The sequence below is a fragment of the Caldicellulosiruptor morganii genome (assembly GCF_026810225.1).
Taxonomy (GTDB): Bacteria; Bacillota; Thermoanaerobacteria; order Caldicellulosiruptorales; family Caldicellulosiruptoraceae; genus Caldicellulosiruptor; species Caldicellulosiruptor morganii.
On record NZ_CP113865.1, the window covers coordinates 1320695 to 1343901 of the forward strand.

24 protein-coding genes and 1 pseudogene are annotated in these 23207 nt (G+C 35.2%); 2 read left to right on the forward strand and 23 right to left on the reverse strand.

Annotation, left to right across the window (positions count from 1 at the left end; genetic code table 11):
* Positions 1–17: 17 nt before the first annotated feature.
* The 15 genes from spo0A to cmk all read right to left on the reverse strand — a co-directional run bounded on the left by spo0A (position 18) and on the right by cmk (position 13338).
* Positions 18–821, reverse strand: a complete 804-nt coding sequence (gene spo0A / locus OTK00_RS06435) for a sporulation transcription factor Spo0A (protein ID WP_045169536.1) — start codon at positions 819–821, stop codon at positions 18–20.
* 107 nt (positions 822–928) lie between these two features.
* Positions 929–1060, reverse strand: a complete 132-nt coding sequence (locus OTK00_RS06440) for a SpoIVB peptidase S55 domain-containing protein (protein WP_241765490.1) — start codon at positions 1058–1060, stop codon at positions 929–931.
* Positions 1057–1521 (reverse strand): SpoIVB peptidase S55 domain-containing protein, encoded by a 465-nt coding sequence (locus OTK00_RS06445; RefSeq protein WP_307188839.1) that lies wholly within the window; start codon positions 1519–1521, stop codon positions 1057–1059. The genes OTK00_RS06440 and OTK00_RS06445 overlap by 4 nt, the downstream gene beginning before the upstream one ends.
* Positions 1434–2138, reverse strand: coding sequence for a PDZ domain-containing protein (locus OTK00_RS06450; protein WP_241765491.1), 705 nt, complete (start codon positions 2136–2138; stop codon positions 1434–1436). Before OTK00_RS06450 ends, OTK00_RS06445 begins: the two co-directional genes overlap by 88 nt.
* A 103-nt stretch (positions 2139–2241) precedes the next feature.
* Entirely contained in the window at positions 2242–3894 is a 1653-nt protein-coding gene (gene recN, locus OTK00_RS06455) for a DNA repair protein RecN (RefSeq protein WP_045169538.1), read from the reverse strand.
* 5 nt (positions 3895–3899) lie between these two features.
* A complete protein-coding gene (locus tag OTK00_RS06460; RefSeq protein WP_045169540.1) occupies positions 3900–4358 on the reverse strand; it encodes an arginine repressor in 459 nt (152 codons plus the stop codon).
* Positions 4359–4386: 28 nt separating this feature from the next.
* Positions 4387–5169, reverse strand: coding sequence for an NAD(+)/NADH kinase (locus tag OTK00_RS06465; protein WP_045169541.1), 783 nt, complete (start codon positions 5167–5169; stop codon positions 4387–4389).
* Positions 5170–5209: 40 nt separating this feature from the next.
* A complete protein-coding gene (locus OTK00_RS06470; protein ID WP_045169542.1) occupies positions 5210–5554 on the reverse strand; it encodes a histidine triad nucleotide-binding protein in 345 nt (114 codons plus the stop codon).
* Between the two features lies 1 nt (position 5555).
* Positions 5556–8204: an alanine--tRNA ligase gene (alaS, locus tag OTK00_RS06475; protein WP_045170180.1), complete on the reverse strand. Its 2649-nt coding sequence runs from the start codon at positions 8202–8204 to the stop codon at positions 5556–5558.
* Positions 8205–8309: 105 nt separating this feature from the next.
* Entirely contained in the window at positions 8310–9374 is a 1065-nt protein-coding gene (locus tag OTK00_RS06480) for an AI-2E family transporter (RefSeq protein WP_268760738.1), read from the reverse strand.
* 54 nt (positions 9375–9428) lie between these two features.
* The gene (locus OTK00_RS06485) at positions 9429–9587 is read right to left on the reverse strand and encodes a hypothetical protein (protein WP_198525732.1); all 159 of its coding nucleotides are present in this window, start codon (positions 9585–9587) and stop codon (positions 9429–9431) included.
* Positions 9588–9597: 10 nt separating this feature from the next.
* A complete protein-coding gene (locus OTK00_RS06490; RefSeq protein WP_045169544.1) occupies positions 9598–10044 on the reverse strand; it encodes a PRC-barrel domain-containing protein in 447 nt (148 codons plus the stop codon).
* A gap of 30 nt (positions 10045–10074) precedes the next feature.
* Positions 10075–12063, reverse strand: coding sequence for a 4-hydroxy-3-methylbut-2-enyl diphosphate reductase (gene ispH / locus OTK00_RS06495; RefSeq protein WP_045169545.1), 1989 nt, complete (start codon positions 12061–12063; stop codon positions 10075–10077).
* 20 nt (positions 12064–12083) lie between these two features.
* Positions 12084–12668 (reverse strand): lysophospholipid acyltransferase family protein, encoded by a 585-nt coding sequence (locus OTK00_RS06500; protein ID WP_045169546.1) that lies wholly within the window; start codon positions 12666–12668, stop codon positions 12084–12086.
* A complete protein-coding gene (cmk, locus tag OTK00_RS06505) occupies positions 12658–13338 on the reverse strand; it encodes a (d)CMP kinase (protein WP_045169547.1) in 681 nt (226 codons plus the stop codon). Before cmk ends, OTK00_RS06500 begins: the two co-directional genes overlap by 11 nt.
* Before the next feature lie 505 nt (positions 13339–13843).
* On the opposite strand from cmk, the gene OTK00_RS06510 reads away from it, so the two are divergent.
* The gene (locus OTK00_RS06510; protein WP_045168741.1) at positions 13844–15088 is read left to right on the forward strand and encodes an IS110 family RNA-guided transposase; all 1245 of its coding nucleotides are present in this window, start codon (positions 13844–13846) and stop codon (positions 15086–15088) included.
* A 155-nt stretch (positions 15089–15243) separates the two neighbouring features.
* On the opposite strand, the gene aroH is transcribed toward OTK00_RS06510, so the two are convergent.
* Positions 15244–15597, reverse strand: coding sequence for a chorismate mutase (gene aroH / locus OTK00_RS06515; protein ID WP_045169548.1), 354 nt, complete (start codon positions 15595–15597; stop codon positions 15244–15246).
* A gap of 26 nt (positions 15598–15623) precedes the next feature.
* Positions 15624–16043 (reverse strand): HutP family protein, encoded by a 420-nt coding sequence (locus OTK00_RS06520; RefSeq protein ID WP_045170181.1) that lies wholly within the window; start codon positions 16041–16043, stop codon positions 15624–15626.
* A 166-nt stretch (positions 16044–16209) separates the two neighbouring features.
* Here OTK00_RS06520 and OTK00_RS06525 point away from each other — a divergent pair.
* A pseudogene (locus tag OTK00_RS06525) lies at positions 16210–17650 on the forward strand (transposase).
* A 286-nt stretch (positions 17651–17936) separates the two neighbouring features.
* Here the strand turns inward: OTK00_RS06525 and OTK00_RS06530 are convergent.
* The 6 genes from OTK00_RS06530 to OTK00_RS06555 all read right to left on the reverse strand — a co-directional run bounded on the left by OTK00_RS06530 (position 17937) and on the right by OTK00_RS06555 (position 23152).
* On the reverse strand, positions 17937–18566 hold the full coding sequence (locus OTK00_RS06530) for a histidine phosphatase family protein (RefSeq protein WP_045169549.1): 630 nt from the start codon (positions 18564–18566) through the stop codon (positions 17937–17939).
* Between the two features lie 6 nt (positions 18567–18572).
* A complete protein-coding gene (locus OTK00_RS06535; protein ID WP_045169551.1) occupies positions 18573–19436 on the reverse strand; it encodes a MurR/RpiR family transcriptional regulator in 864 nt (287 codons plus the stop codon).
* A gap of 14 nt (positions 19437–19450) precedes the next feature.
* Complete coding sequence (locus OTK00_RS06540) at positions 19451–19615, reverse strand: YpmA family protein (RefSeq protein ID WP_082054629.1); 165 nt, start codon at positions 19613–19615, stop codon at positions 19451–19453.
* Positions 19616–19748: 133 nt separating this feature from the next.
* Positions 19749–21140, reverse strand: a complete 1392-nt coding sequence (locus tag OTK00_RS06545) for an oxaloacetate decarboxylase subunit alpha (RefSeq protein WP_045169552.1) — start codon at positions 21138–21140, stop codon at positions 19749–19751.
* Between the two features lie 24 nt (positions 21141–21164).
* On the reverse strand, positions 21165–21548 hold the full coding sequence (locus OTK00_RS06550; RefSeq protein ID WP_045170182.1) for a biotin/lipoyl-containing protein: 384 nt from the start codon (positions 21546–21548) through the stop codon (positions 21165–21167).
* 125 nt (positions 21549–21673) lie between these two features.
* Entirely contained in the window at positions 21674–23152 is a 1479-nt protein-coding gene (locus tag OTK00_RS06555; protein WP_045170183.1) for an IS200/IS605 family accessory protein TnpB-related protein, read from the reverse strand.
* Positions 23153–23207 lie beyond the last annotated feature (55 nt).

Below are 23207 nucleotides of genomic sequence, written 5' to 3' on the forward strand. Positions count from 1 at the left end.
ACCTTTAAAAACCTTCTTTAGTTTGGCTGAGAAAGTTTTTTAAGTTTGAGTCGCAGTTTATCACTTATCATAGCAATAAACTCGGCATTGGTGGGTTTTCCTCTGTCCTGCGAGGTTGAATAACCAAAGTATTTGTAAAGAGTATCTACCTTTCCTCTTGTAGACGAAATCTCAATAGCATGCCTTATAGCTCTTTCAACCCTTGTTGGGGTTGTATTATATTTTTCAGCAATTAGTGGATACAGTGCTTTTGTAATAGCATTTATCAAATCAGCATCCAAGGTTGCCGCAATAATCGCATCTCTTAAAAACTGATAGCCTCTTACATGTGCAGGAATACCAACCTCTTTTAAAATTTCTGACACCTCGGTCTCTAAATCAATCTCATTGATACTCTTTTTTGCAGGAACCTTGGTGACAGCACTGTCTTGCAAATCCTTTTTAGTAGGAAGATTCAATACAAGCTGTCTTACCCTTTCTATCATTACATTCAAGTCAAAAGGCTTAACAAAGTAATACAACGCACCCAGGTTAACAGCCTTTTGAGATATATTTTCCTGCCCAACTGCAGAAATTACAATTATATTTGGCTTAATCTCCTTTACTGATAAATTCTCAATCACCCCAATCCCGTCTAAGTATGGCATAATAATATCAAGCATTAAAAGGTCAGGTTTTAACTCCTCAACTACTTTTAAAGTTTCAATACCATCATAAGAGTTTCCCACAACCATAAAGTCTGGTTGAGAATTGAAAACCTCTGTAAGAAGCATATTGAATTGTCTGTTATCATCGGCAATAACAACTCTGAGTTTATCCATATTTCTCCCTCATTATTTTTTTTGATTATATTACTAATTTTATTTTGATTATATTACTAAAAATTCAACAGCTGAGTAAAACATCCTTCTGGCAATATTCAACAAATTTATTTTATCATATTTGTCATATTTATCATGTTTTCGATAAAAACTCCATAACCTTTCTCCGGTTCTTTTAAAAATACATGCGTAACTGCACCAACCAGTTTGTTGTCTTGAATAATAGGAGACCCACTCATACCTTGCACAATACCGCCCGTGACTTCCAAAAGTCTTTTTTATCAGTAATTTTAATTACAAATGCCTTTGTAGAATTCTTGTAGAGCGGCAGTATTTTCTCTATTTTCACTTTAAATCTTTTCTGGTTATCTAAAACATCTGTTATAATATAGGCATCACCCACATGCACATCCTGTATTCTTGCAATTTTACAGTCAATTGCGAACTTTAGCAGATCTTTATTTTCCAGTTTTCCATATACACCGAACTGGCTATTGATTACTATATTACCAATTACTGAATTTTCATCAATCTTTCCTATAACTTCACTAATTTCATGGCATTCATTCTTTTTTATATCGATTATATGCGCCCTATAAATCTGACCTTCTTTCAAATCAAGAAGTATGTTTGTATCAATGTCTGAAATTCCATGACCAAGAGCTGTGAATATCTTTTTTGTTTTGTCGACAAATGTAATGTACCTATGCCACTTGTTCCATCTCTAACCCATAACCCTATTTTATATACCCCTTCACTACTTAATAAAGGTTTTACCTTAACTTTCTTTTTGCACTCCTTTCTTTTTACCAAAAGCTCAACAGGTTTGCCATGAGATGAATTTATGATTTCAGATAGTTGTTCGCAGCTCCTCAATTCCTGCCCATTTGCACAGATTATCTCATCGCCAACTTGAATTCCAGCCTCCCTTGCTGGAATTTTGGGTTTTGAATTTTCTAAATAAACCTGTGAGTAACCTATCACCAGTATTCCATTAGTCATCAGTTTAATACCAATAAACTTACCAACAACACTTAAATTTCCCGGTTCTATTATGGATATCTTTACTGTTTTGAGGGGAATACCTCCTATTTTTAGCTGGAATGAAAAGGAATTTGATTTGTTTTTTAGATATATGGTGTTTGTCTTGAATAATAAATGATTTTTTGTCTTCTTTGATATATCACCATTTTTAAAAGTAATATCTACAAATACAGGAGTTTTTAATGTTATACACCTGTCTGATTTGTAATATGTTAAATAATCAGGAGTAACAATCAAATAAAAGAAAATAAGGATGTAATAAGCAAATAACAAAGAAATGCAAACCCAGCTATTCTTTTCACTTCAAGTCACCGCTTAAAATCAAAATCCTATTAAAATATCCTCTCCATTCTTCTTTGATATATTCTGAATATTTTTATACAAACTGATCTTTCAACTGTTTTGCATGAAGAATTGAGCTTTCTGTAATGTTCTCACCAGAAAACATTCGGGCAATTTCTTTGAAAGATTCATTTTCATCCAATTTTTTTACATTTGAAACTGTCATGTTATCTTTGACCTCTTTGAAAACATAAAAATGGTTATTCGCCGCTGCTGCAACCTGAGGCAAGTGTGTTATACAAATAACCTGATGTTTTTTAGAAAGATCCTTTAAAAGTCTTGCAAGCTTGCTTGCCGCAACTCCGCTAAGTCCGCTGTCTATCTCGTCAAAAATCATCAGCAAAATGTCATCCTTTTCAGCCATAATAGACTTTATGGCAAGCATTATCCTTGAAAGTTCTCCACCTGAAGCGATATTACTCAAACTTTTTAAATCTTGCCCGATATTTGTTGAAATTAAAAACTCTATCTCATCAATCCCGTCTTCATATAAATCCCTTTGTATAAATGCAACTCTGAAATTCACGTTTTTCATTTCAAGCTGTTCTAACACTTTTAATACCTTTTTTTCAAACTCTACTGCAGCGTTTTTTCTCAGGTTTGAAACTTCAGTTGCCAAAATTAAAAGTCTTTCTTCTATCTTTGATAGATTAATTTTTAATTCTTCTATCAATTCACTATTTCTTTCAATTTCTAACTTTTGCCTTAGCAACTCTTCTTTAAACTTTAATATCTGTTCAATACTGCCTCCATATTTTTTTTTCAACCTGTTTATTTTGTCAAGTCTGTCAATTATCCTGGTTACTTTATATTCATCTACCACATAAGAATCAAGCTTTTTTGAGGTTACAAAAGATATGTCTTCAATTTCATAATAAATATTATTTAATCTCTCGGCAAGTTGATTAAAATCTTTATCAAATCTTGCATTTTCATTTACATGTTTTATGCATACTTCCAGATATTCCATAATACTTTTGCTGAGATGCACTATCTTTTCAGCGTTGTATTTTAATTTAGAAAAGTTTTGAATAATTTCTCTTTCCTTCTCAAGTTCAATGTCTTCTCCAATGTGTGGAGAAATGCTTTCAATTTCGTTTATCTGATAGTTTAAAATATCCAATTTTCTTTCTTTCTCTTCCTCATTTTTGATAAGATCACTAAGTATCTTTTTTTTCTCCTGATACTCCTTAAAAAGCTCTCTGTACTCATTTTTGAGATCCTCAATACCTCTTCCACAAAACCTATCTATGTACATGAGCTGAACCTTTTTATCATTCAACAGATGTGTTTCATTCTGTCCATGGATTTCAAAAATATGTGTGGTTATCTCTCTCAAAGTAGACAGGGTCACAAAGTGCCCATTTATTTTGCACAAACTTTTCCCATTCGAATATATTTCTCGTGATACAATTAACTGCCCTTCTTCAAGTTCAATACCTTTTGAATTTATAAAATTTATAACATTCTCCTTCTCAATATCAAAAACTGCCGAAACTAATGCTTTTGTGCAATTTGATCTTATAATATCTTTTTTGGCTTTCGTTCCCAATAACAGAGAAAGAGAATCTATTATTATTGATTTACCAGCGCCAGTTTCACCTGTCAGTATGCTTAAACCTCTTTCAAATTCTATTTCCAGTCTATCAATTATAGCAATATTCTCAATGTATAGTCTTTTTAACATGATAATCAATCACCTTGATTCAAAATAGCTTTAATCCTCTCAACAATCTTTTCAGCAGCACTGCTTCCCTTCGTAGCAATGAATATGGTATCATCACCAGCTATAGTCCCTACTACCTCCGGCCAGTTCAATAAATCAATTGCAGCGGCAGCACCCTGGGCAGCACCAGTTATTGTCTTTATTATAACAAGATTGTCAGCCGTGTCGTACTTTACAATGGATTCAGAAAAAACTTTGATTAACTTTTCGGTGATGTTCGCCTCAGGTCCGGACAAAACTGCATATTTATATTTGCCTGTTTCTGTTAATACTTTTGTAAGCCTTAATTCCTTTATATCTCTTGAAACCGTCGCCTGTGTAACGTCATAACCCAATTCTCTCAGCCTTTCCACAAGTTCTTCCTGAGTTTCTATATCTTCATTTTGAATTATTTCCAAAATTTTTTGTTGCCTTTCAGACTTCATTTTTCAAATCAGCACCTCACTTTTTTAATTACTCTTTAATCTTCTCTCTTAGTACCTCATAGAAATTCTTCTTCTTGAGCCTTACAAGCTTAAGCTTTTTTGAAGAAATCCTGCACTCGATACATTCATCTTTGTTTAATGTAGCCACAGTCCTTCCGTCATTTACAATTAAAATCTCATCAGATTGACTTTTCACCCTGACAACTCTTGTATCACCTAACACCAAACTTCTGGAACTCAATGAATGAGGACAAATAGGGGTGACAACCATCACCCCTAACTGTGGTTCCACTATTGGTCCACCTGCAGAAAGAGAATATGCGGTGGAGCCAGTTGCAGTTGAGATAATAATCCCATCACTTCTGTACTCCTGTGCAAATACATCGTCTATAAAAAGACTTAAATCTACAATGTTGAATGTACTTCTTACCAGGCACACATCATTTAAGGCATAGAAAACTTGCCCTTTGAAATGGGCTTCAATAAGATGTCTCTCTTCAATAAAATAGTCACTGTCAATTATCTTTTTAATGGCAATATTAAAATTGGTAGCCAGCTCTTCGGTTAAATATCCAACCCGACCACAATTTATTCCAAGTACAGGAAGATTTTCTTTAGCTGCCTTCTCAACAACATTAAGAAGAGTGCCATCCCCACCAATTGTTACCAGGAAATTGACTTTTATGCTGTTTTTATTTTCTTCATTCACAAGTACCCATTCAATCTTTTCAATTTCAAGTATATTTATAATCTGGTCCAAAATCTGCCTGGTATGTTCTTTTTGAAAATTTGCAAATATTCCTAAGACCATTGTTTATATTTTTACTCCTTATTTATAAAAGATTTAGAAATTAACCAGCTGGCCAGGAGAATTTACGACCACCAAGTAAATGGAAATGCAGATGGTTTACTGTCTGGCCACCATCCTGCCCGCAGTTGACAACTATTCTGAATCCTTTTTCTTTTATTTCAAATTTGTCAGCCAGCAATTTGGCAACTATAAATACATGACCTATAAGCTGTTTGTGGTTATCTTCAATCTCATTTAAGCTTTCAATATGCTGCTTTGGTACAACAAGAATATGAACAGGAGCAGTTGGATTGATATCCTTGAAAGCACAGACCAATTCATCCTCATACACAAGCTCAGAAGGAATTTGTTTCTCAACAATCTTGCAAAAAATACAGTTATTCATTTCACGCTCCTCCTTCAACAGCACTTTTTACAAATTCAATTGCTTTTTGAACTGCCAATTCTAAATTTTCTGCGTTGTTTGAACCACCCTGTGCAAAATCAGGTCTACCACCACCTTTGCCACCAAGCACACCGCAAACCTGCCCCACTATCTTACCGCAGTCAATCCCTTTTTTTACTGCCTCCTTAGAACATGCCATCAGTACTATAACCTTATTTTTATCCTGTTTTATAATATTCAAAATTATTGCTTTTGAATCTCTTTCTCTAATTCTATCTGTCAAAAGTTTTACATAATTTGTATCCTGAGTATCCTTCTTATTTATAATAAATTTAAATTCTCCAAGTTGCAAGGCACTGCTGTAAAGATTTTTTAATTCATTATCAATCAGCAACAGTTTGTATCTTTCTAATTCATTTTCAAGACTGTCTATTCTATCCTCTAACTGGTCAAGTTTGGTAATAATCTCGGATTCATTGACAACCCTGAGCTTATTTTTTATTTCTTTCAGTATCTTTTGATTGTTTATCATAAATTCATATACTTTGTTACCTGTTATAGCTTCAATTCTTCTAACGCCTGCCGCAACACTTGATTCTGAGATTATCTTAAACATTCCTATCTGCCCGGTGTTGTCAACGTGCGTACCTCCACAAAGTTCCATGCTAAAGTCACCTATTTTTATAACCCTGACTATATTGGAATACTTTTCATCAAACAGAGCTGTTGCACCCATCTTTATTGCCGAATCCAAATCAGTTTCAATCTTTTCTACAGGGATAGCTTGTTGAATTACACTGTTTACCATTTTCTCTATCTGGACTATTTGTTCTTCACTGAGTGCTTCATAATGAGCAAAGTCAAATCTTAGCCTTTCTGGCTCAACAAGTGAACCACTTTGCGTTGCGTGCTCACCGAGTATCTTACGAAGGCTGCTGTGCAGAAGATGGGTTGCCGTATGGTTTTTCATTGTGGCAAGTCTTAAATCCTTGTCCACCCGGGCAGTAACAATTTCATCTACCGCTATCTCTCCCTTTGTTATCCTTACCTTGTGAAGAATTGTACCCTTTGGTCCTTTTCTGACATCCAAAACTTCAGCAACAGCTCTTTCAGTTTCCAATGAACCTTTGTCTGCTACCTGACCCCCACTTTCTGCGTAAAATGGAGTCTTATCTAAAATAATGTAACAGACATCTCCCTCTTTTGCATACGAAATTTCCTCATCTTCAGAAAACATTTTCAATATCCTGCTCTGTGTTTCAAAAGCTTCATATCCCACAAATACAGTCTCAATTTCATCTTCAATTGTTATGTTGATATCTTTCCAACCAATATTTTCAAGTTCTTTTTGCGCCATACGCGCCCTCTCTTTTTGTTGCTGCATCAGTCTGTCAAAGCCTTCCTGGTCAACCACTACTCCCTTTTCGGCAGCTATCTCTTTTGTTAAATCAAGTGGAAAGCCATACGTATCGTACAGTTTAAAAGCAACTTCACCTTTTAAAACATTTTCTTTGTTCTTTTTAATGCCATCAATCTCGTTTTCAAGAATTTCAAGTCCAACATCAATTGTTTGATTGAATCTGCTTTCTTCATTATATAGTACCTTTTTGATATACTCTCCTTTTTGGATAAGTTCAGGATATGGATTCTTATAGGAGTCTACAACTGTATCAACTATCAAGTGCAAAAAAGCTTCCCTTTTACCAAGCATCCTTCCATGTCGTGCTGCTCTTCTTATAATCCTTCTTAAAACATAACCCCTTCCTTCATTTGAAGGTAAAATACCATCACCTATCATAAAGACAGCACTGCGAATGTGGTCAGTTATAACTCTAATCGAAACATCTTTTTCATTGTCCTTACCATACTCATAACCGGTTATTTCACATATCTTTTCACGGATAGGCTTTACTATATCAATATCAAACAGAGAATCTACACCTTGCATAATTGCAGCAATTCTCTCAAGACCCATTCCTGTATCAATATTTGGATTTTTCAGTTTGTGATATACTCCATTTTCGTCCTTATCAAACTGAGTAAACACAAGATTCCAAAATTCAACATATCTGTCACAACTGCACCCAACGCCACATGTGGGCTTTCCACAGCCTTTGTCCTCGCCCCTGTCAAAATATATCTCCGAACAAGGACCACATGGCCCTGTCCCTATCTCCCAGAAATTATCTTCCTTGCCCATTCTTTTGATTCTGTACTCTTCAAGACCAACTTCTTTGTTCCATATTTCAAATGCCTCATCGTCCTCTTCGTATATTGTCACCCAAAGTCTTTCTCTTGGAAGTTTTAGTACCTCTGTTACAAATTCCCACGCCCATGTAATTGCCTCTTTCTTAAAATAATCTCCAAAAGAAAAGTTGCCAAGCATCTCAAAAAAAGTGGCATGCCTTGCTGTCTTGCCTACTCTATTAATATCAGGAGTTCTTATGCATTTTTGACATGTAGTTATTCTTCTTCTCGGTGGTTCTTCGATACCAAGAAAATAGGGTTTCAGTGGTGCCATCCCGGCGTTTATCAAAAGAAGACTTTTGTCATTTTTAGGAATCAAAGAAAAACTCGGTAATCTCAAATGTCCTTTGGACTCAAAAAATTGAAGGAATTTCTCTCTTATCTCATCTGTGCTCATGTACATCTTCAATCAGCCTTTCCACTTAGAATTTTAAAATTGTCTTTGATCTTTATAATTTTTCAATACAATCAAAATTTTATTAAAGCCAGAGAGCAAAGTCAACAAAATTTATTTCCTATCTTCCGGATATATCCTCTTGAGAATATTTATAAAAATTATCTTTATCACAGCAATTAAAGGTATTGCAAAAAACAGGGAAATAAAACCGAATAGTTTATTTGATACTATTAACACAACTATAATTGTCAGGGGATGAAGTCCCAATCTTGAACCAATTATTCTCGGTGAGATGAGAAAGCTATCTATTTGCTGAAGCAAAACTAAAAATACTACTACAAGTATAGCTTTTATGTAAGAGTCAGATAGTGCTATTACAACAGCTGGGATGCTCGCAAATATTGGACCAAAATAAGGTATAAGATTTCCCACTCCTGTGATTATACCTAAAAGTGCAGCATATTTAACCGAAAAGATTGAAAATCCCAAAAAACTCAGAATTCCAATTATAATAGCATCCAAAAGCTGGGCTCTTATATATTGATGAAGAACTTTGTTAATATCATTGAAGATAGAAATACCATCTTTTCTGTATTTCTCAGGTAATATCCATTTAATCCATTTTGCAATTTTTGTCCAGTCCTTTAGAATGTAAAACGAAATAATTGGTATTAAAAGATAATAAAGAATATTGGAATAGATGCTTTTGAGAATATTTAAAAAAGCAGTAAGCATTTGTTTTGATATTGCCTGAACATCTATTGAATTTGATTTTAAAATCTCCTGTAAGTCAATGTTTAACTTGCTGGAAAGCTTTGCATCCATCTCTTTGAACCATTTGTTAAATATATTAACGTATTCTGGAATATTTTGCGTAAGCTGCTTCATTTCTGTAATGAATAGTGGAATAAAATATACAAAAATTAAAATAGCAATGCTAAAGGCAAATATAAACGAAAGCAAAATTGAAATATCACGTGACTTGATTTTTGTCTCTAAAAAGTCAACCATCGGTTTTAAAAGGTAAGATAAAAAAAGAGCTATTATGAATGGAAGTAAAATAGTCCAAAATGTTTTGATATTAACAAAAAAATAAATGACAAGTCCAATAAAAGCAAGAAATACAATATCTAAAAAGTATTTTTTTAGAAATTTTCCTATTATCAATTGCAACACCTCAAATCAAAAAAATTCCAATATTTTATAAAAAGGAGGGTTTTCCCCTCCTTTTTATAAAAGCCTGTTAATCATTGATACAATCTTTTTTGCAATTACCTTTTTTAAGAACCTATTTTTCATGTTTTTTGAAGAAGACCTACTCAGTAACACACCAATCAACGCACCAATTATACTACCTGTAACCACATGTTTTGCAGAAACTACTTTCAATTATAACACCTCAGCTTAATATTTTGTTCTCTCTTAATATTATTTCCTCCGGGTTTAATATTATTTTTTTATTTTTAATATAGCTCCATATACTCGGTGATATCTCATAACCGAGAATTTCAAAATTTACAGAATCAAACAATATATCATTTACTATTCCCATAAGAAAACCATCTTCTGTAATAACCTCTTTGAAAAGAATTTCTTGTGCTTTTACAAAAGAAGCCATGTTAATATGAGAAACTATCTTTGTAGCAATTAAAAGTTCCTGGTTTATAGACTCAATATCCTTCGCAAAGACAAAAATATTAGTACAAATCCCAAATACTACGTTCTTCTGTATCTGAAACCCTTCAACTTTCAAATCTGAAAAAAACATATCACAAATAGTGCCCAGATTTTTACCATTAACTAAAATGGCAACCCTGTCTTTTATATTCCTAAATGAGATTTGCATGTTCTTTTAATTTTTCTTTTTATAAAAATTTCAATCTTCTAATTTAATATTTTTCGCTATATCAGCAATTGTTATAACAAAATCTTCTGTATATTGAGGTACCTGCTCTTCCTCTTCATAGAGATCTTTTAGGGAAAGACCAATCCTATGCCTTTGCTCATCAATTTCAATTATCTTCGCCTTTATTTTGTCGCCAACTTTGTATAAATTATGCAGCCGCTGGTTATAACCAAGCGGAATATTCGATATATGAATAAAACCATCAACATCATATTCTAAAATCCATACAACAAGACCAAAGGGAAGTATTTTTGTTACTTCTGCATCAACAAGCATACCTAAATACAAACCCTTTGCTTTTTTTATCCATTCATCTTCTTGAGACCTTTTTATACTCAAATAAATCTGCTTTTTTTGCTTGTCTACATCAATTACTCTAACCTTTACCTGCTCTCCTATCCTAAATAACCTTTTGATATCTTCTATTTTTTTCGAATAACTTATCTCACTTGCCGGCACAAAACCACGTAAACCTTCAAAATTAATGATAATTCCTTTTTCCTTTATTTCGGCAACTGTTCCTTCATAGTCTTTGGCAAAATCAAGGTTCTCCATAGCCTCCAAAAGTCTTTGTTCTTGAATCTGGCGCAGCAGTGCCTTTCTGCTGCCAAAAGCTATCTTTTTCTCGCTATCAACATCTACAATCTCAACTTCAAAAATCTTACCAATGATAGAAGAAGAAACCTCTTCTGCCCACTGCGAAATTGGAACAAATACATTAATTCCTCTAAATTCACCCACAATACTCTTTTCTCTGATCTGCTTTATTAAAATTTTAACGGGCATTTTACTCTTAAATTTTGACAGCAGCTCTTCAAAACCGTGGATATTATCAGCTTTTAGCTTGGATAAAACAACATTCCCTTCTTCGTCAGACTCTCTTACAACTACTGCTTCAATTATATCATTTTCTTTGAATATCTCTCTTAAGTTTACATTTGCATTCCTGAAAACCTCATTTTTGTACACTATACCTTCTGCTTTGTATCCAATATCCACAAGAATATAATCATCTTCAACCTTTACTATTTTACCTTTTACTACCTCACCTTTTTTAATATCTTTTAAACTTCTATTAAGTAGCTTTTCAAAATCAGAAGGATCTACCTCATTAAACTCTCTCTCAAGCATCTGTATTACTTCATTTATCTGCTCCTGTGAGGTAGAAGCACCAGCTGTTATTCCAATTACTTTTGCTCTGCTAAAGTCAATCTTCTTCAGATCTTCAAGAGTTTCTATAAAGTAGGTGGGCTTTATCCCTTTTACAGCTTCATAGAGTTTATTGGTATTAGAACTTTTTCTGTCCCCTATTACAAGCATAATGTCTACTTCCTGAGCAAGAATTTTTGCTTCCTGTTGTCTGTTTATGGTAGCTTTGCAGATTGTATCAAATACTTTGTAATCTGTATTATTTTCAATGTATTCTTTTATCTGTTGCCACTTTGCATTATCAAAAGTTGTCTGGCATACAACAATTGTTTTTGACCCCAGCTGAGCTATAGCATCCCTTGCTTTTTCTATGCTATCTATAACAATGCATTTTCTACCTTTATCAACATGCCCGATTATACCTTTCACTTCTGGATGGTTAATGTCTCCAACAACTACTATGTCGTTCCCATTTGCTGAGGCTTCTCTCACAATCTCATGAATTTTTTTTACATATGGACAAGTAAAATCATAAACTCTGGCTGCTCTCTTTTCAATTTCTAAAAATTCATCCATCGAAACTCCATGTGAACGAATAAACACAACATCATCTTTTTCTATTTGGTTTACATCTTCAATTACTTTAATATTCAACTCTTTCAGTCTTTCTATAACATAACTATTGTGTATAAGCATTCCATAAACTTTTACGCTCCTGTCTTTGTTCGCTTTGGCCCATGCAATAACCCCATCAACAGCTCTTTCTACACCAAAACAAAACCCTGAATTTTTGGCAACCTTGATAATCATTTCTGTCCTTCTTCCCCTTTTTATTTGTTTGTATTCATTATAAGATTTTTAACATTTTGCATTATTACATCAACCATCTCCTGATTATCATCATCCTTATCTGTAAATTCAATTATCCTGCCAATTCTCACTGTTATCTTAGAAAAAGGTCTAATTTTGCCACAAATTGCAACAGGCAAAACCTTTGCACCTGTTGCTTTTATAACTGTAGCAACTCCCTTTTCACCTTTTAGAACTATCTCATTTGTTCTATTTCTCTTCCCCTCAGGAAATATCCCTAAGATACCATTATTTCTTATAATTTCTATTGCCTTTTTGATTGCGCCAATATCGCTCTTGCCTCTTTTTACAGGAAAAGCACCAAATGCCCTTATGATTGGAGAAAGCCACCATATTTTAAAAAGTTCACTTTTCGCCATGAAATAAACAGGTTCATCAAATATCAAAATAATTAATACCGGGTCAAGATAACTTCTGTGATTTGCACAGATGATGTACGGTGCTTCTGGAATATTCTCTTTACCTTCCACTCTTATAGAGAAAATACATTTTAAGACAAAATATGCTAATCTTCGTACAACATTAGCAAAGAAATTATATTGCATTTCTTACCACCTTGTTAAAAAGCTCTAACACTTTCTCTAAAACTTCTTCTATTGTAAGATTGGTGGAATCTATCACAACCGCATCTTCAGCAACTCTCAAAGGCGCAAACTCTCTGGTCATATCATTGAGGTCTCTTTGCTTTATCTCATCAAGAAGTTCATAATAGTCAACATCATATCCCTTTTCTTTAAGTTCCAAAAATCTTCTCTTTGCTCTTTCTTCCGGGGTTGCTGTTAAAAATATTTTTAGTTCGGCATCAGGCAAAACATGAGTACCAATGTCTCTGCCGTCCATAATCACACCTTTTTGTTTTGCCAGCTCCTGCTGGATTTTAACAAGCCGCTGCCTCACTTCTTTTATTTTTGAGACATCTGATGCATACATAGATACATTCGGTTGTCTAATTTTTTCTGTAACGTCTTCCCCATCTAAAAATACAAGCTGATTACCATCAACAAGTTTGACTTCAATTTCTATGTGGTTTAAAATCTCAAGTATCCTGTCAACATCGTCGGATTTTATATCCTGGCTCAAAACCTTAAGCCCAATTGCCCTGTACATTGCACCTGTGTCGATATGGATATAACCCAGCCTTTTGGCCAAAAGCTTTGAAATTGTGCTTTTTCCTGCTCCAGCAGGTCCATCAATTGCAATATTTATTTTTCTCATCTATTTCCCCCTCGTATAATATGATTATCAAATCAATAAAAAATTCATATCTCAATTGGTACATTAAATTATTAGTACCAATTGATTACTGGAAATTCATTAAAATAAATTCCCATTCTTAAAACACTCACTTCTTAAAAATTGAATATTAAAATTGACTGCTACAGCTTAAATTTGCCCTTTATCTTTGGTAAACTAAAATCAGAAAAAAGTTAAGCCTGATTTTAGTTTGTTGGATATTTTTTGTCACCCCCTGCTGGACGTGCTTTGATAACTGCACGCCACAGCTTGTGAGAGACTGAACCCCAAAGGATTACATGAGTAATGTTTACTCGTTTGCTGTGCATGGTCAGTTTACCACATCTGATTTGAGCATATCAGATGTGTGCACCCTGTAAACTGCTCCGTAGCTCTAATATCGGCGAGGCTGCATTACATGTAATCCCCAGGGATAAAGGGCTTAACTCTTTTCCTAACACCACACTTTAGAAAGGAGGCTTTTAAATTGCCTAATACATTAATCGTGGGCATTGATATCAGTAGTCAGTCAAATTCTATCTTCTTCATCGATGATGCCGGTAATCACTTGATTAAAAAACCTTTTTCCTTGCCTAACAATCAAGAAGGCGCTAACGAATTAATCAAAAGAGTTATTGATTGTCTCAGCCAGTATAATCTATCCTGTATTAAGTTTGGCATGGAAGCAACTTCACATTACACATGGCATCTTCACCTTCATCTTGCTTCTTCTTCTGAACTACTACCTTACAAACCAACCTTCTACGTACTTAACCCAAGCATCGTCAAAGGATTTAAAAAAATCTACACTTTCTTGCCTAAGACAGATAATATTGACGCTATCGTTATTGCTGAATGTGTCAGGTTCAGTAAACTAAATCCAACACCTTTGCCAGATTTTAAATTTGCTGCACTGCAACGCCTTACCAGAATGCGCTACCACCTTGTTCATAATCTAACTCGCGAAAAAAACAGAGCTCTCAATCTCATATACCTTAAATTCTCTACTTATTCTCAAGAGTGCCCATTTTCAGATATCTTCGGTAAGGCATCTTGCGCTATCATCGAAAACTTTACACCTGATGATATCGCTTCTATGCCTTTAGAAGACTTAATTAAATTCGTATCCGATAACGGCAACAATAGACTCTCAGATGTTAATAAAATTGCTGAAATACTTAAAACTGCTGCTAATCGCTCCTTTAGATTACATCCTCTGTTGGCTGAGGCAAATGATTTAGCTTTGTCTATGACACTTGAAAACATTAGATTTATGCAAGAACAACTCAAAAAACTTGACAAAGAAATCTCAAAACTTCTTAAAGCTTTCTCTCAAACATTAACAACCGTTCCTGGCATAGGTGACGTTCTCGCAGCCGGCATCATCGCTGAAATCGGTGATATCAAGCGCTTCAAAAATGAAGCTGCTTTAGCTAAATACTCTGGCCTGGTTTGGACTCAATATCAGTCAGGCAATTTCAATGCCCAAGATGTCTCATTAGCTAAGTGTGGTAACCAATACCTGAGATACTATCTTGTTGAAGCTGCTAACTGTGTAAGGGTGCACACAGTACGCTACAAAGCTTTCTACAACAAGAAGTTCTCAGAGGTTACCAAACACCAGCATAAACGTGCCCTCGTCCTCACCGCAAGACGCTTAATTCCTCTGATCTTTGCAATGCTCAGCAAAGGTCAAATATATCAAGAAAGAGGTGATGTTTACAATACTTAGTTAATCTCAAATTTTTAGTTTAATAATTTTCTCTGAACAAGCTGCCAGTTAAATTTTACCATGCTGTGCGGCCAGGTATTTTATTGCCTTTTTTCGCCTAATAATCTAAAAAATTTTTCTTAAAAACCCTCTTGACATTTTACCGTTTGTCTCTGTTAGGTTAAGTCTTCTCTTAAAAACCTGGCATCTTTTAAATAAACATGCCGCGGAACAAAACCCGACTCCTTTTGAACAAGTACAAGTACTCTTATACATCTCTCAAGTGCACCTTCAATGTCAAGTTCCTGGGCACATATCAAAGGCACATCTGTAAAACCCATTAGTCTTGCTGCGTATGCCGGAAATGCTGACTTCAAATCTTTTGTCATCGTAAACAAAATAAATACAATTTCCTCTTTTTTAAGCTGGTTTTTTGTCAAAATTTCACTTAAGAGCTCCTGCGTAGATGTGATTATTTCATCTTTTGTATCAATTCCAACTGTAGTTGCACCTCTTACAGCATAAACCAAATTACTTTCCCCCTACTAAAAACCTTTTATATGACCCTGTGACCAAGTCCAATTGCTACCTCATTGAGATGTAAAAGACCTATTCCAAAAAAGATGGCAACCGCAACATGTTCATTATACCTCGCAATACCAATTTTGCCACCTACATTCAATCCTATTGCTTTTTGCATAATCTGGGAAATTGCTTCTCTTGTGGCGCCAGCCACCGCTCCTTCTTCCTGATGTACCTCATTTATTACTCCTTCCCTCTTTGCTGCAACAACTGCTCTTTCAATTATCTTCATCACCGATGTGATGAACTCTCCTCCAAAATCAACAGCTGCACAGCTTATCCCAATCTTGCTAAAATCATCTTGAATCCTTTTCTCTTCCTGTCTGCTCTGACTCAATGCCATTAAGATTGCAGCTCTTGAAACATCTTTGCTACCAAATTCTTTTTTGTCCATATTTTTTACCTCGCTTATAAAATAAAAATTTATTAGCCTTTTGCATAAACGCTCAAGATGAGCGTTATCAAGCTTTTCAAAACTTTTAAAAAAGTCTTCCTTCCTCCTCATAGATAGTAAAAAATCTATCTATATAAAACATACTTTCTATGAGGAGGAAGATAAAATGTTCAAAAACCAAAACAAACAACTATCTTTTTTAGATCTCTATGAGCACGTTAAAAACGTTGCTTCTTAGTAACCCACACACTTTGCTCGGCTTTTTCAGCAATTTCATTGATTTAAACCAGTTCATACCTACATCCTTCTTCAAAACTTACTACAAACACTTCGGAAGACAAAGAGATTTCTCTTTGCAATCTATGCTCTGTGCTTTCTTTGTACAAAAAATACTCAAACTCCCTACATTAACTCAGCTGCGCGCTATCCTACTCAACTCTTATGAACTCAGAATCTTTTGCAACTTCAATAAAATTCCTTCTATCTCTACCTTCTCAAGATTCAGAAAAATCTTCTGCCATGAGATTGAAAAACTCTTCTACAATATCGCAAACTATGCCCATAATATCGCCCTTAAAATAAACCCTGACCTTGCTTCTACTATCATCTTCGATACTACCGCTTTAGAACCCAGGGTCAGAGAAAATAACCCTAAATTCATTCAATCACAACTTAAAAAAACTAAGTCACAAAACCCTGACCTACAATCTCATCTTGTCTATTCCCTCACATATTCTAACCTCCCTCAAACTGCTTCTGCTTCACCATATATCACTCGTATGTTCGCTAACGGTCATTTCTGCTATGCTTACAAATTCTCTATACTAACTAATGGCTTTGGTATCCCTCTTGTAATCTCACCTGCTTTTACTTTCCCTCAAGCTGATACATCTGATCCATCCTTTGCTAAAGCTATCTCCGATTCAAAAGCTCTTATCCCTGCTCTGATTACTTTGAATAAAAACTTTCAATACTCTTTCTCAACCTTCATTGCTGATAGTGCTCTTGACTCATATGCAATTTACTCTACTTTAATCAATAACTTTAAATTCTCTAAAGCTATTATCCCTATAAACCCAAGGGGCTCAAAATCAAATTCAACCTCACCCACTTCCGACCCAAATATCTCTATTTCTCCAGAAGGTGTGCCCTTTTGTAATAAGCTTAACAAACCTTTTATCCGTGAAGGCTTTTGTAATGGCAAAAATCGCTCACCACGTATCAAGTGGCGTTGTCCTTGCTCTCAAATTAAAGATGGTAAACGCTTTTGCAACTGCCCTCATCCCTGTACTTCTTCTAAGTCTGGTAGAATGTTTTATACCTACCCGGACTCTGACCTGCGCAACTTCCCTGGCATAGACAGAAATTCTAATAAATTTGAAAAACTCTACAAATCACGAGTTACTATAGAACAAACTATCTTCCAGTTAAAGTCTTTCCTCGGTCATGATACATTATTTTCCCATGACCATACTTCACTTTTTTCTGACCTCTTGCTCTCCGCCATCTGTATGCTTTTGATTTTTATTCTCTCTTACTTTATCTTAGAATCTCATAAAAACATTACTTACAAAAAACTTCAAAAACTTAAAAAACTTATAGCATAAGCCTATCTTCAGCTTCTAACACAAATTCCTTTTTGCTTATTCTGCATAAACTTTCCTCTTCATCTAAAAGCCCTTTAGCAATCACTTTCAAAAGGGTTTAGGATTACTTTGTCTTCTTTTAGTTTGGTATCACTTACCATTTGTCTGGTATATGCTTTTATTGTTTGCAATGCTATATATTGGCATCTGTAAATACTCTTATCTATCATCTGCCTTGTTACTTATTACTTCATTTCCATTTTATTGCTCACATTTTCATCTATTTTGCAAACGCCTAAATAAAAATTTATATTATTGGACGCTTTTGAATTGATTGCAAATGTGACATATCATTCAAAAGGCTGAGCATTCGTCTATTTTCTTTTATATCTACAATACTGAGACTCGCATTACCAATCCAGCATTTTTTATAAAAGTCAAACGGTAGTTCTAAAAGATATATAATGGAAAGTTTGATTATACCGCCATGTGTAACAACCACAATGTTGCTATATGATTCATTCAAAACCTCTTCAAAAAAACTCTTCACCCTTTCCATTACATTGTATAAGCTACCTTCACCTGGAAAAGTAGCTCTGTCAGGATTTTCCTTCCATAATCTATAAGTTTCTGAATACTTTTTCTCAAGTTCATCGAAACTCAAGCCTTCCCATTCGCCAAAATTCATCTCATTAAGCCTTTCTGTTAATCTCAAGGGTATTTCTGGATGAAAAGCTTTAATTTCATTTGCTGTTAAATAAGCTCTCTTTAATGTACTTGAAAATACAATATCAATCTTTTCGTTCTTTAACCGCTCAGCAAGTTTTTTTGCTTGCTGAATACCCGTCTCATTTAAATCTGTGTCAATAGAACCCTGGACTTTATTGTATCTATTCCAATCAGTTTCGCCATGTCTTATTAGATAAATTCTCTTCAAGCTACATCACCTATTCTCTTTTTCATAAACCTGAAACTCATCCCAAATCTCTTCCAATTTTTCAAGTGTTCTTGCAACATCATCCTTTTTACGAAGTCCTGTTGCCACAATCAACGCATTGATCACACTGAGTGGCGCAACCAATGAATCAGCAAAAGAGACCATGTCACTTCTGCATATCAAAACATAGTCACTGTATTTACAAAGCGGAGAGATTTTACTGTCGGTAAGTGATACAATTTTTGCATTCTGCTTTTTGGCATACTGCAATACCTTCAAAGTGCGTTTGGAATACCTCGGGAAGCTAATTCCTACTATCAAATCTTCAGATGTAATCCTGAAAACCTGTTCAAATATATCACTTATCCCACTTGTGGTTATCACCTTAACATTGTCCAAAATCATATTCAAATAAAAACCCAAAAAATCCGCAAGAGCAGCTGAACTTCTAATTCCAATGATGTATATTCTCTTTGCACTAACTATCTCATCAACCACCTTATTGAAGGTTTGCTCATCAATCTGCTCGAGTGTCTGTTTAATCTTGTCCATATCAGAAAGAAGCACACTTTTTAAAACCTCATTCTCATTAATCCTGCTTGCAGAAAGTTCTATCCTCTGAACCGATGTGAGTTTACTTTTCATAAGTTCCTGTAAAGCCTTCTGGAATTCAGGGTATCCATCAAAACCAAGTCTCTCGGCAAATCTAACAACAGTAGACTCACTAACACCAACCGAGTTGCCAAGAGCAAGTGCTGTCATGTACGCAGCCTTTTCACCATGTTCCAAAATAAACTGGGCGATCTTTTTTTGCCCTTTGCTGAGCTCTGGCATAAGCTCGATAATCCTTGCTTCTAAGTCATTACTCATCTTTTCATTTCTCCTTATGTTTGGTAAATACTAATTACAATTTTATTGTGATTTTTTGAAAGACCCACAATAATGTTTTTGTCTTTAAGACTCTTGTTCATAAAATCTACTATTTTATAAAGCGGAGCATCTTCTTCAAATTCCATTGATGATATCAATTCGAGTTTTTCATTCTCCATCTTATATTTTAGCCCTTCTTTCTTAAATTTGTTTTTATTCTATGTTATTAATTATATCACAACAATACGTTTGATTAATAAGAAATTTTATCAAAAAAGAAGAGGAAAGCACACCATAAGATGTATCTTTCCTCTACACTGGATATACTTTGTTTTCTTTTACAAGACCAACGTCAATTTTATACTTTTTTGCTGCTCTTAACTTAAAATAGTTTTCAGCAAGCTGCGGAAACAGGCAATATGTCACAACATCTGTGTCGGTTTCAATAAATTCTTTTATTTTCTCTTTGCTGCTTTCAAGCTCAGGTGAAAGTAAATCGGCCGGCCTTGTTTCAATTTCTCTCTCATCACCGAGAATCTTTAATTTTACCTGCTGATTTACTTTTGCAGGAGGTCGCCCATATTCACCTTTAAAATACGCTTTTGTCTCCTTTGTAACAAGCTTATATCTTTCGCCAGCTATGACATTTAAAACTGCCTGGGTTCCAACAATCTGGCTTGTGGGTGTAACAAGTGGAGGAAAACCAAAATCTTCTCTTACACGCGGAACTTCTCTCAAAACCTCATCAAGCTTATCTTTCTGCCCCTGTTCTTTTAGTTGAGATATGAGATTGGAAAGCATTCCACCCGGAATCTGATAATGTAAAGCATTTATATCCACAATCAGTACTTTTGGGTCAAGAAGTCCTTTTTTCAAATACTCTTCACGAAGTACTTTAAAATATTCACTTGCCTCATTTATCTTTTCCAGGTCAAGCCCAGGATCATAAATTGTTCCAGAAAGAGCATATACAATTGATTCAGTTGGTGGCTGAGATGTTCCAAGTGCAAGGGGTGAAAGTGCTGTGTCAATACCATCAACACCTGCTTCAATTGCTTTTAAGTAAGTCATAGAGCCAAATCCGGTTGTGTAATGAGTGTGAAGATGCACAGGGATAGAGATCTTCTCTTTTAGGGCTTTAACAAGATCATAAGCTTCAAATGGTGAAAGAAGACCAGCCATATCTTTAATACAAAGTGAATCTGCGCCCAGATCTTCTATCTCTCTTGCAAGCTTTACGTAATTTTCTATTGTATGATAGGGAGATATTGTGTATGAGATTGCAACCTGAGCATGAGCACCTTCAGTTTTTGTGGTTTTCAAAGCTACTTCTATATTTCTGAGGTCGTTAAGAGCATCAAAAATTCTAATGATATCAATCCCGTAGTAAATGGCTTTTTTAACAAATTCAATTACAACATCATCCGGATAGTGTCTGTAGCCTACAAGATTCTGACCACGCAAAAGCATCTGCAACTTTGTCTTTTTAAAAACCTGTTTTAATTTTTTCAATCTTTCCCATGGATCTTCATTGAAAAATCTCAGGCATGCATCAAATGTAGCTCCACCCCAACACTCAATTGAATAATATCCAACTTCATCAAGTACAGGGGCAATTTCTAACATTTGCTCTGTTGTCATCCTGGTTGCAATTAGCGACTGATGAGCATCCCTTAAAATTGTTTCTGTTATCTTTATTCCCATGATATTGCAAGCCCTCCAAAAATTTTATTCAACTTCAAATAGCAAATCACCTTTTGAAACCTTCTGCCCTTCTCTGACGTATATCTTCTTTATTTTTCCCTCCATTTGAGGAAAAACCTCATTCTCCATTTTCATGGCTTCAAGCACTAAAACAGGATCTTTGAGCGACACCATTTCACCTTCATTTTTAAGAATTTTCACTATTGTACCGGGAAGCTGAGCACATACAACATTTTTGTCAGACAGAGAAACAGATTCCTGTAAAGGTTCTCTTTTTGGCTGTGTAACAGGTCTTTCTATTTCAAATTTTGTTTTTGGAGGAGTAAATGTATTTTTTGTAGATGTTCCGATTTCTTCTACTTCAACTAAAAACTCCTGGTCATTTATTTTAACCTTGAATTTTCTCATTTGCAATTTTACCTGGTCAACCAAACTGTGCAAAATTGCACAGTATTGGCAGCTGGGGTATTTGTTATCCGCCATTTCAAGACTTTCCCAGCCCCAGCAGGCGGTATTTGGGAAAGCCATAGCCCCTACCCCAAGAAGCAGGAACTTGCGCCGATTTTCGGTCCCCCCACTTGCCCTGAAACCAATACCCATTTCAGGACAGACATGTCTCGCAACACCCTGTCAGGGGAGAGTGGTGTTACCACCGCTACCCTGAGAACTCGCCAGAGATTGTAGCCTTCACTACAGCTAATCGCACTTGTTCCATCCAGAGGTGCAAATAGCCTCCCTGGCTCACTCCCAGGGCTTTGTATCTTACGCATTACATATTCAATCTCTTTTATCTGTTTCCTTCTCAAGTGTATATTCTTAACTTCTTTGCTTACATACCCTTTTAGCTCTTCTAAACTACTTACATCAAGACTATTTAAAAGCTTCATGTAGTTTGCAGGTATCCTCTCTTCTTTCCCAAGTCCTCTTCTTGCTATCACATATGCGCTTGCAACATCTTTGCTTACCATAAACTGCGGTGCGAACTTCAGCATCCCTATCACTGATGTATATGCAGGATTTACTTCTATAACCTCTATCCCTTCTCGTTTTGCTAAAATCTTGATTTTGTCAAGAAGCGACCTGTAGCTGAAAAAGTGCCTTATCCGTCTTGATTTTCTGAAAGAAAAATCTCCTCTTTGCCCTTTGTCTTTTATATCAAGCCTCTCTATCACAATAGCTTTTCTTTTCTCTTTTGCAATCTTCACAATCTCATGCGCATACTGCCATCTGTAATACTCTCTTTTGTCAGAGTTTCCACTGTCAAGCTCCGGCATTGGAATCTTGCCATGGCTTATAAACTGTCCGCTTCTGTCCACCTCTACCCATGCCATGTGATTTGGATATGCATTTGTATCTATCCCTATACCACCATTTTCCTTGGTGATTTCTGTCGCTGGAAAGAGTTCTTCTACTGAAAAGTAAGCATACACATTCCCTTTCTTGAGTTTTAGCTCTACTGAATAAGGCACTTCAAGAATAGCAATCTCCTGTAAAATTTCTTCTTTGTTTTTGTCTTTTTTAAAACCGGCTGACAATCTGGCAAATACATACTTTCTATCTCCTATATTTATCCTCAAAAATGTGCCTCTTTCATTTGCCACAATCCTTGTGTTTAAGTTCCCTTTCTTACTCCTGTCTCCTCTTGAATATAAATTCCCTTTCCTCTTTTCCTGCCACTCAGTCTTGAGCTTTTTATAAGGCTTGCCGTTTATATGTCGCTTTTTGAGCTTTTCAAAAAGCTGTCTGCCACCAAAGATAGCTTTCCTTGGGTCTTCCCCTCTTTGCTTGCAGGATTCTAAAACAGCCTTTGCTTTCATTATTGCATCATCTACATACCTTGAGTTCAAATTGAAAATCCCCTGCAAATCTTTTTTGAGGCTATTTCTATCATAGCCTTCTAAAAGTCTTTTGTATGCAAATCTCATGCAGGATGACCATCTTCTCATAAGCTCCAATGTCTTTTGCCTGTCTTCATAACTTTCAAAAATCAGCTTAGCCTGAACTGTTATCAAGTTTTTTACACCTCTTATTAAAGCTCTTCTGCTGGTAGCACATATATTACCAACC

Bases quoted from the DNA above. Each gene is read 5' to 3' on its own strand.
- spo0A (WP_045169536.1), bottom strand. From the start codon at position 821: ATGGATAAACTCAGAGTTGTTATTGCCGATGATAACAGACAATTCAAT.
- OTK00_RS06440 (WP_241765490.1), bottom strand. From the start codon at position 1,060: ATGAGTGGGTCTCCTATTATTCAAGACAACAAACTGGTTGGTGCAGTT.
- recN (WP_045169538.1), bottom strand. From the start codon at position 3,894: ATGTTAAAAAGACTATACATTGAGAATATTGCTATAATTGATAGACTG.
- OTK00_RS06460 (WP_045169540.1), bottom strand. From the start codon at position 4,358: ATGAAGTCTGAAAGGCAACAAAAAATTTTGGAAATAATTCAAAATGAA.
- OTK00_RS06465 (WP_045169541.1), bottom strand. From the start codon at position 5,169: ATGGTCTTAGGAATATTTGCAAATTTTCAAAAAGAACATACCAGGCAG.
- OTK00_RS06470 (WP_045169542.1), bottom strand. From the start codon at position 5,554: ATGAATAACTGTATTTTTTGCAAGATTGTTGAGAAACAAATTCCTTCT.
- alaS (WP_045170180.1), bottom strand. From the start codon at position 8,204: ATGTACATGAGCACAGATGAGATAAGAGAGAAATTCCTTCAATTTTTT.
- OTK00_RS06490 (WP_045169544.1), bottom strand. From the start codon at position 10,044: ATGCAAATCTCATTTAGGAATATAAAAGACAGGGTTGCCATTTTAGTT.
- ispH (WP_045169545.1), bottom strand. From the start codon at position 12,063: ATGATTATCAAGGTTGCCAAAAATTCAGGGTTTTGTTTTGGTGTAGAA.
- OTK00_RS06500 (WP_045169546.1), bottom strand. From the start codon at position 12,668: ATGCAATATAATTTCTTTGCTAATGTTGTACGAAGATTAGCATATTTT.
- cmk (WP_045169547.1), bottom strand. From the start codon at position 13,338: ATGAGAAAAATAAATATTGCAATTGATGGACCTGCTGGAGCAGGAAAA.
- OTK00_RS06520 (WP_045170181.1), bottom strand. From the start codon at position 16,043: ATGGACAAAAAAGAATTTGGTAGCAAAGATGTTTCAAGAGCTGCAATC.
- OTK00_RS06535 (WP_045169551.1), bottom strand. From the start codon at position 19,436: ATGAGTAATGACTTAGAAGCAAGGATTATCGAGCTTATGCCAGAGCTC.
- OTK00_RS06540 (WP_082054629.1), bottom strand. From the start codon at position 19,615: ATGGAGAATGAAAAACTCGAATTGATATCATCAATGGAATTTGAAGAA.
- OTK00_RS06545 (WP_045169552.1), bottom strand. From the start codon at position 21,140: ATGGGAATAAAGATAACAGAAACAATTTTAAGGGATGCTCATCAGTCG.
- OTK00_RS06550 (WP_045170182.1), bottom strand. From the start codon at position 21,548: ATGAGAAAATTCAAGGTTAAAATAAATGACCAGGAGTTTTTAGTTGAA.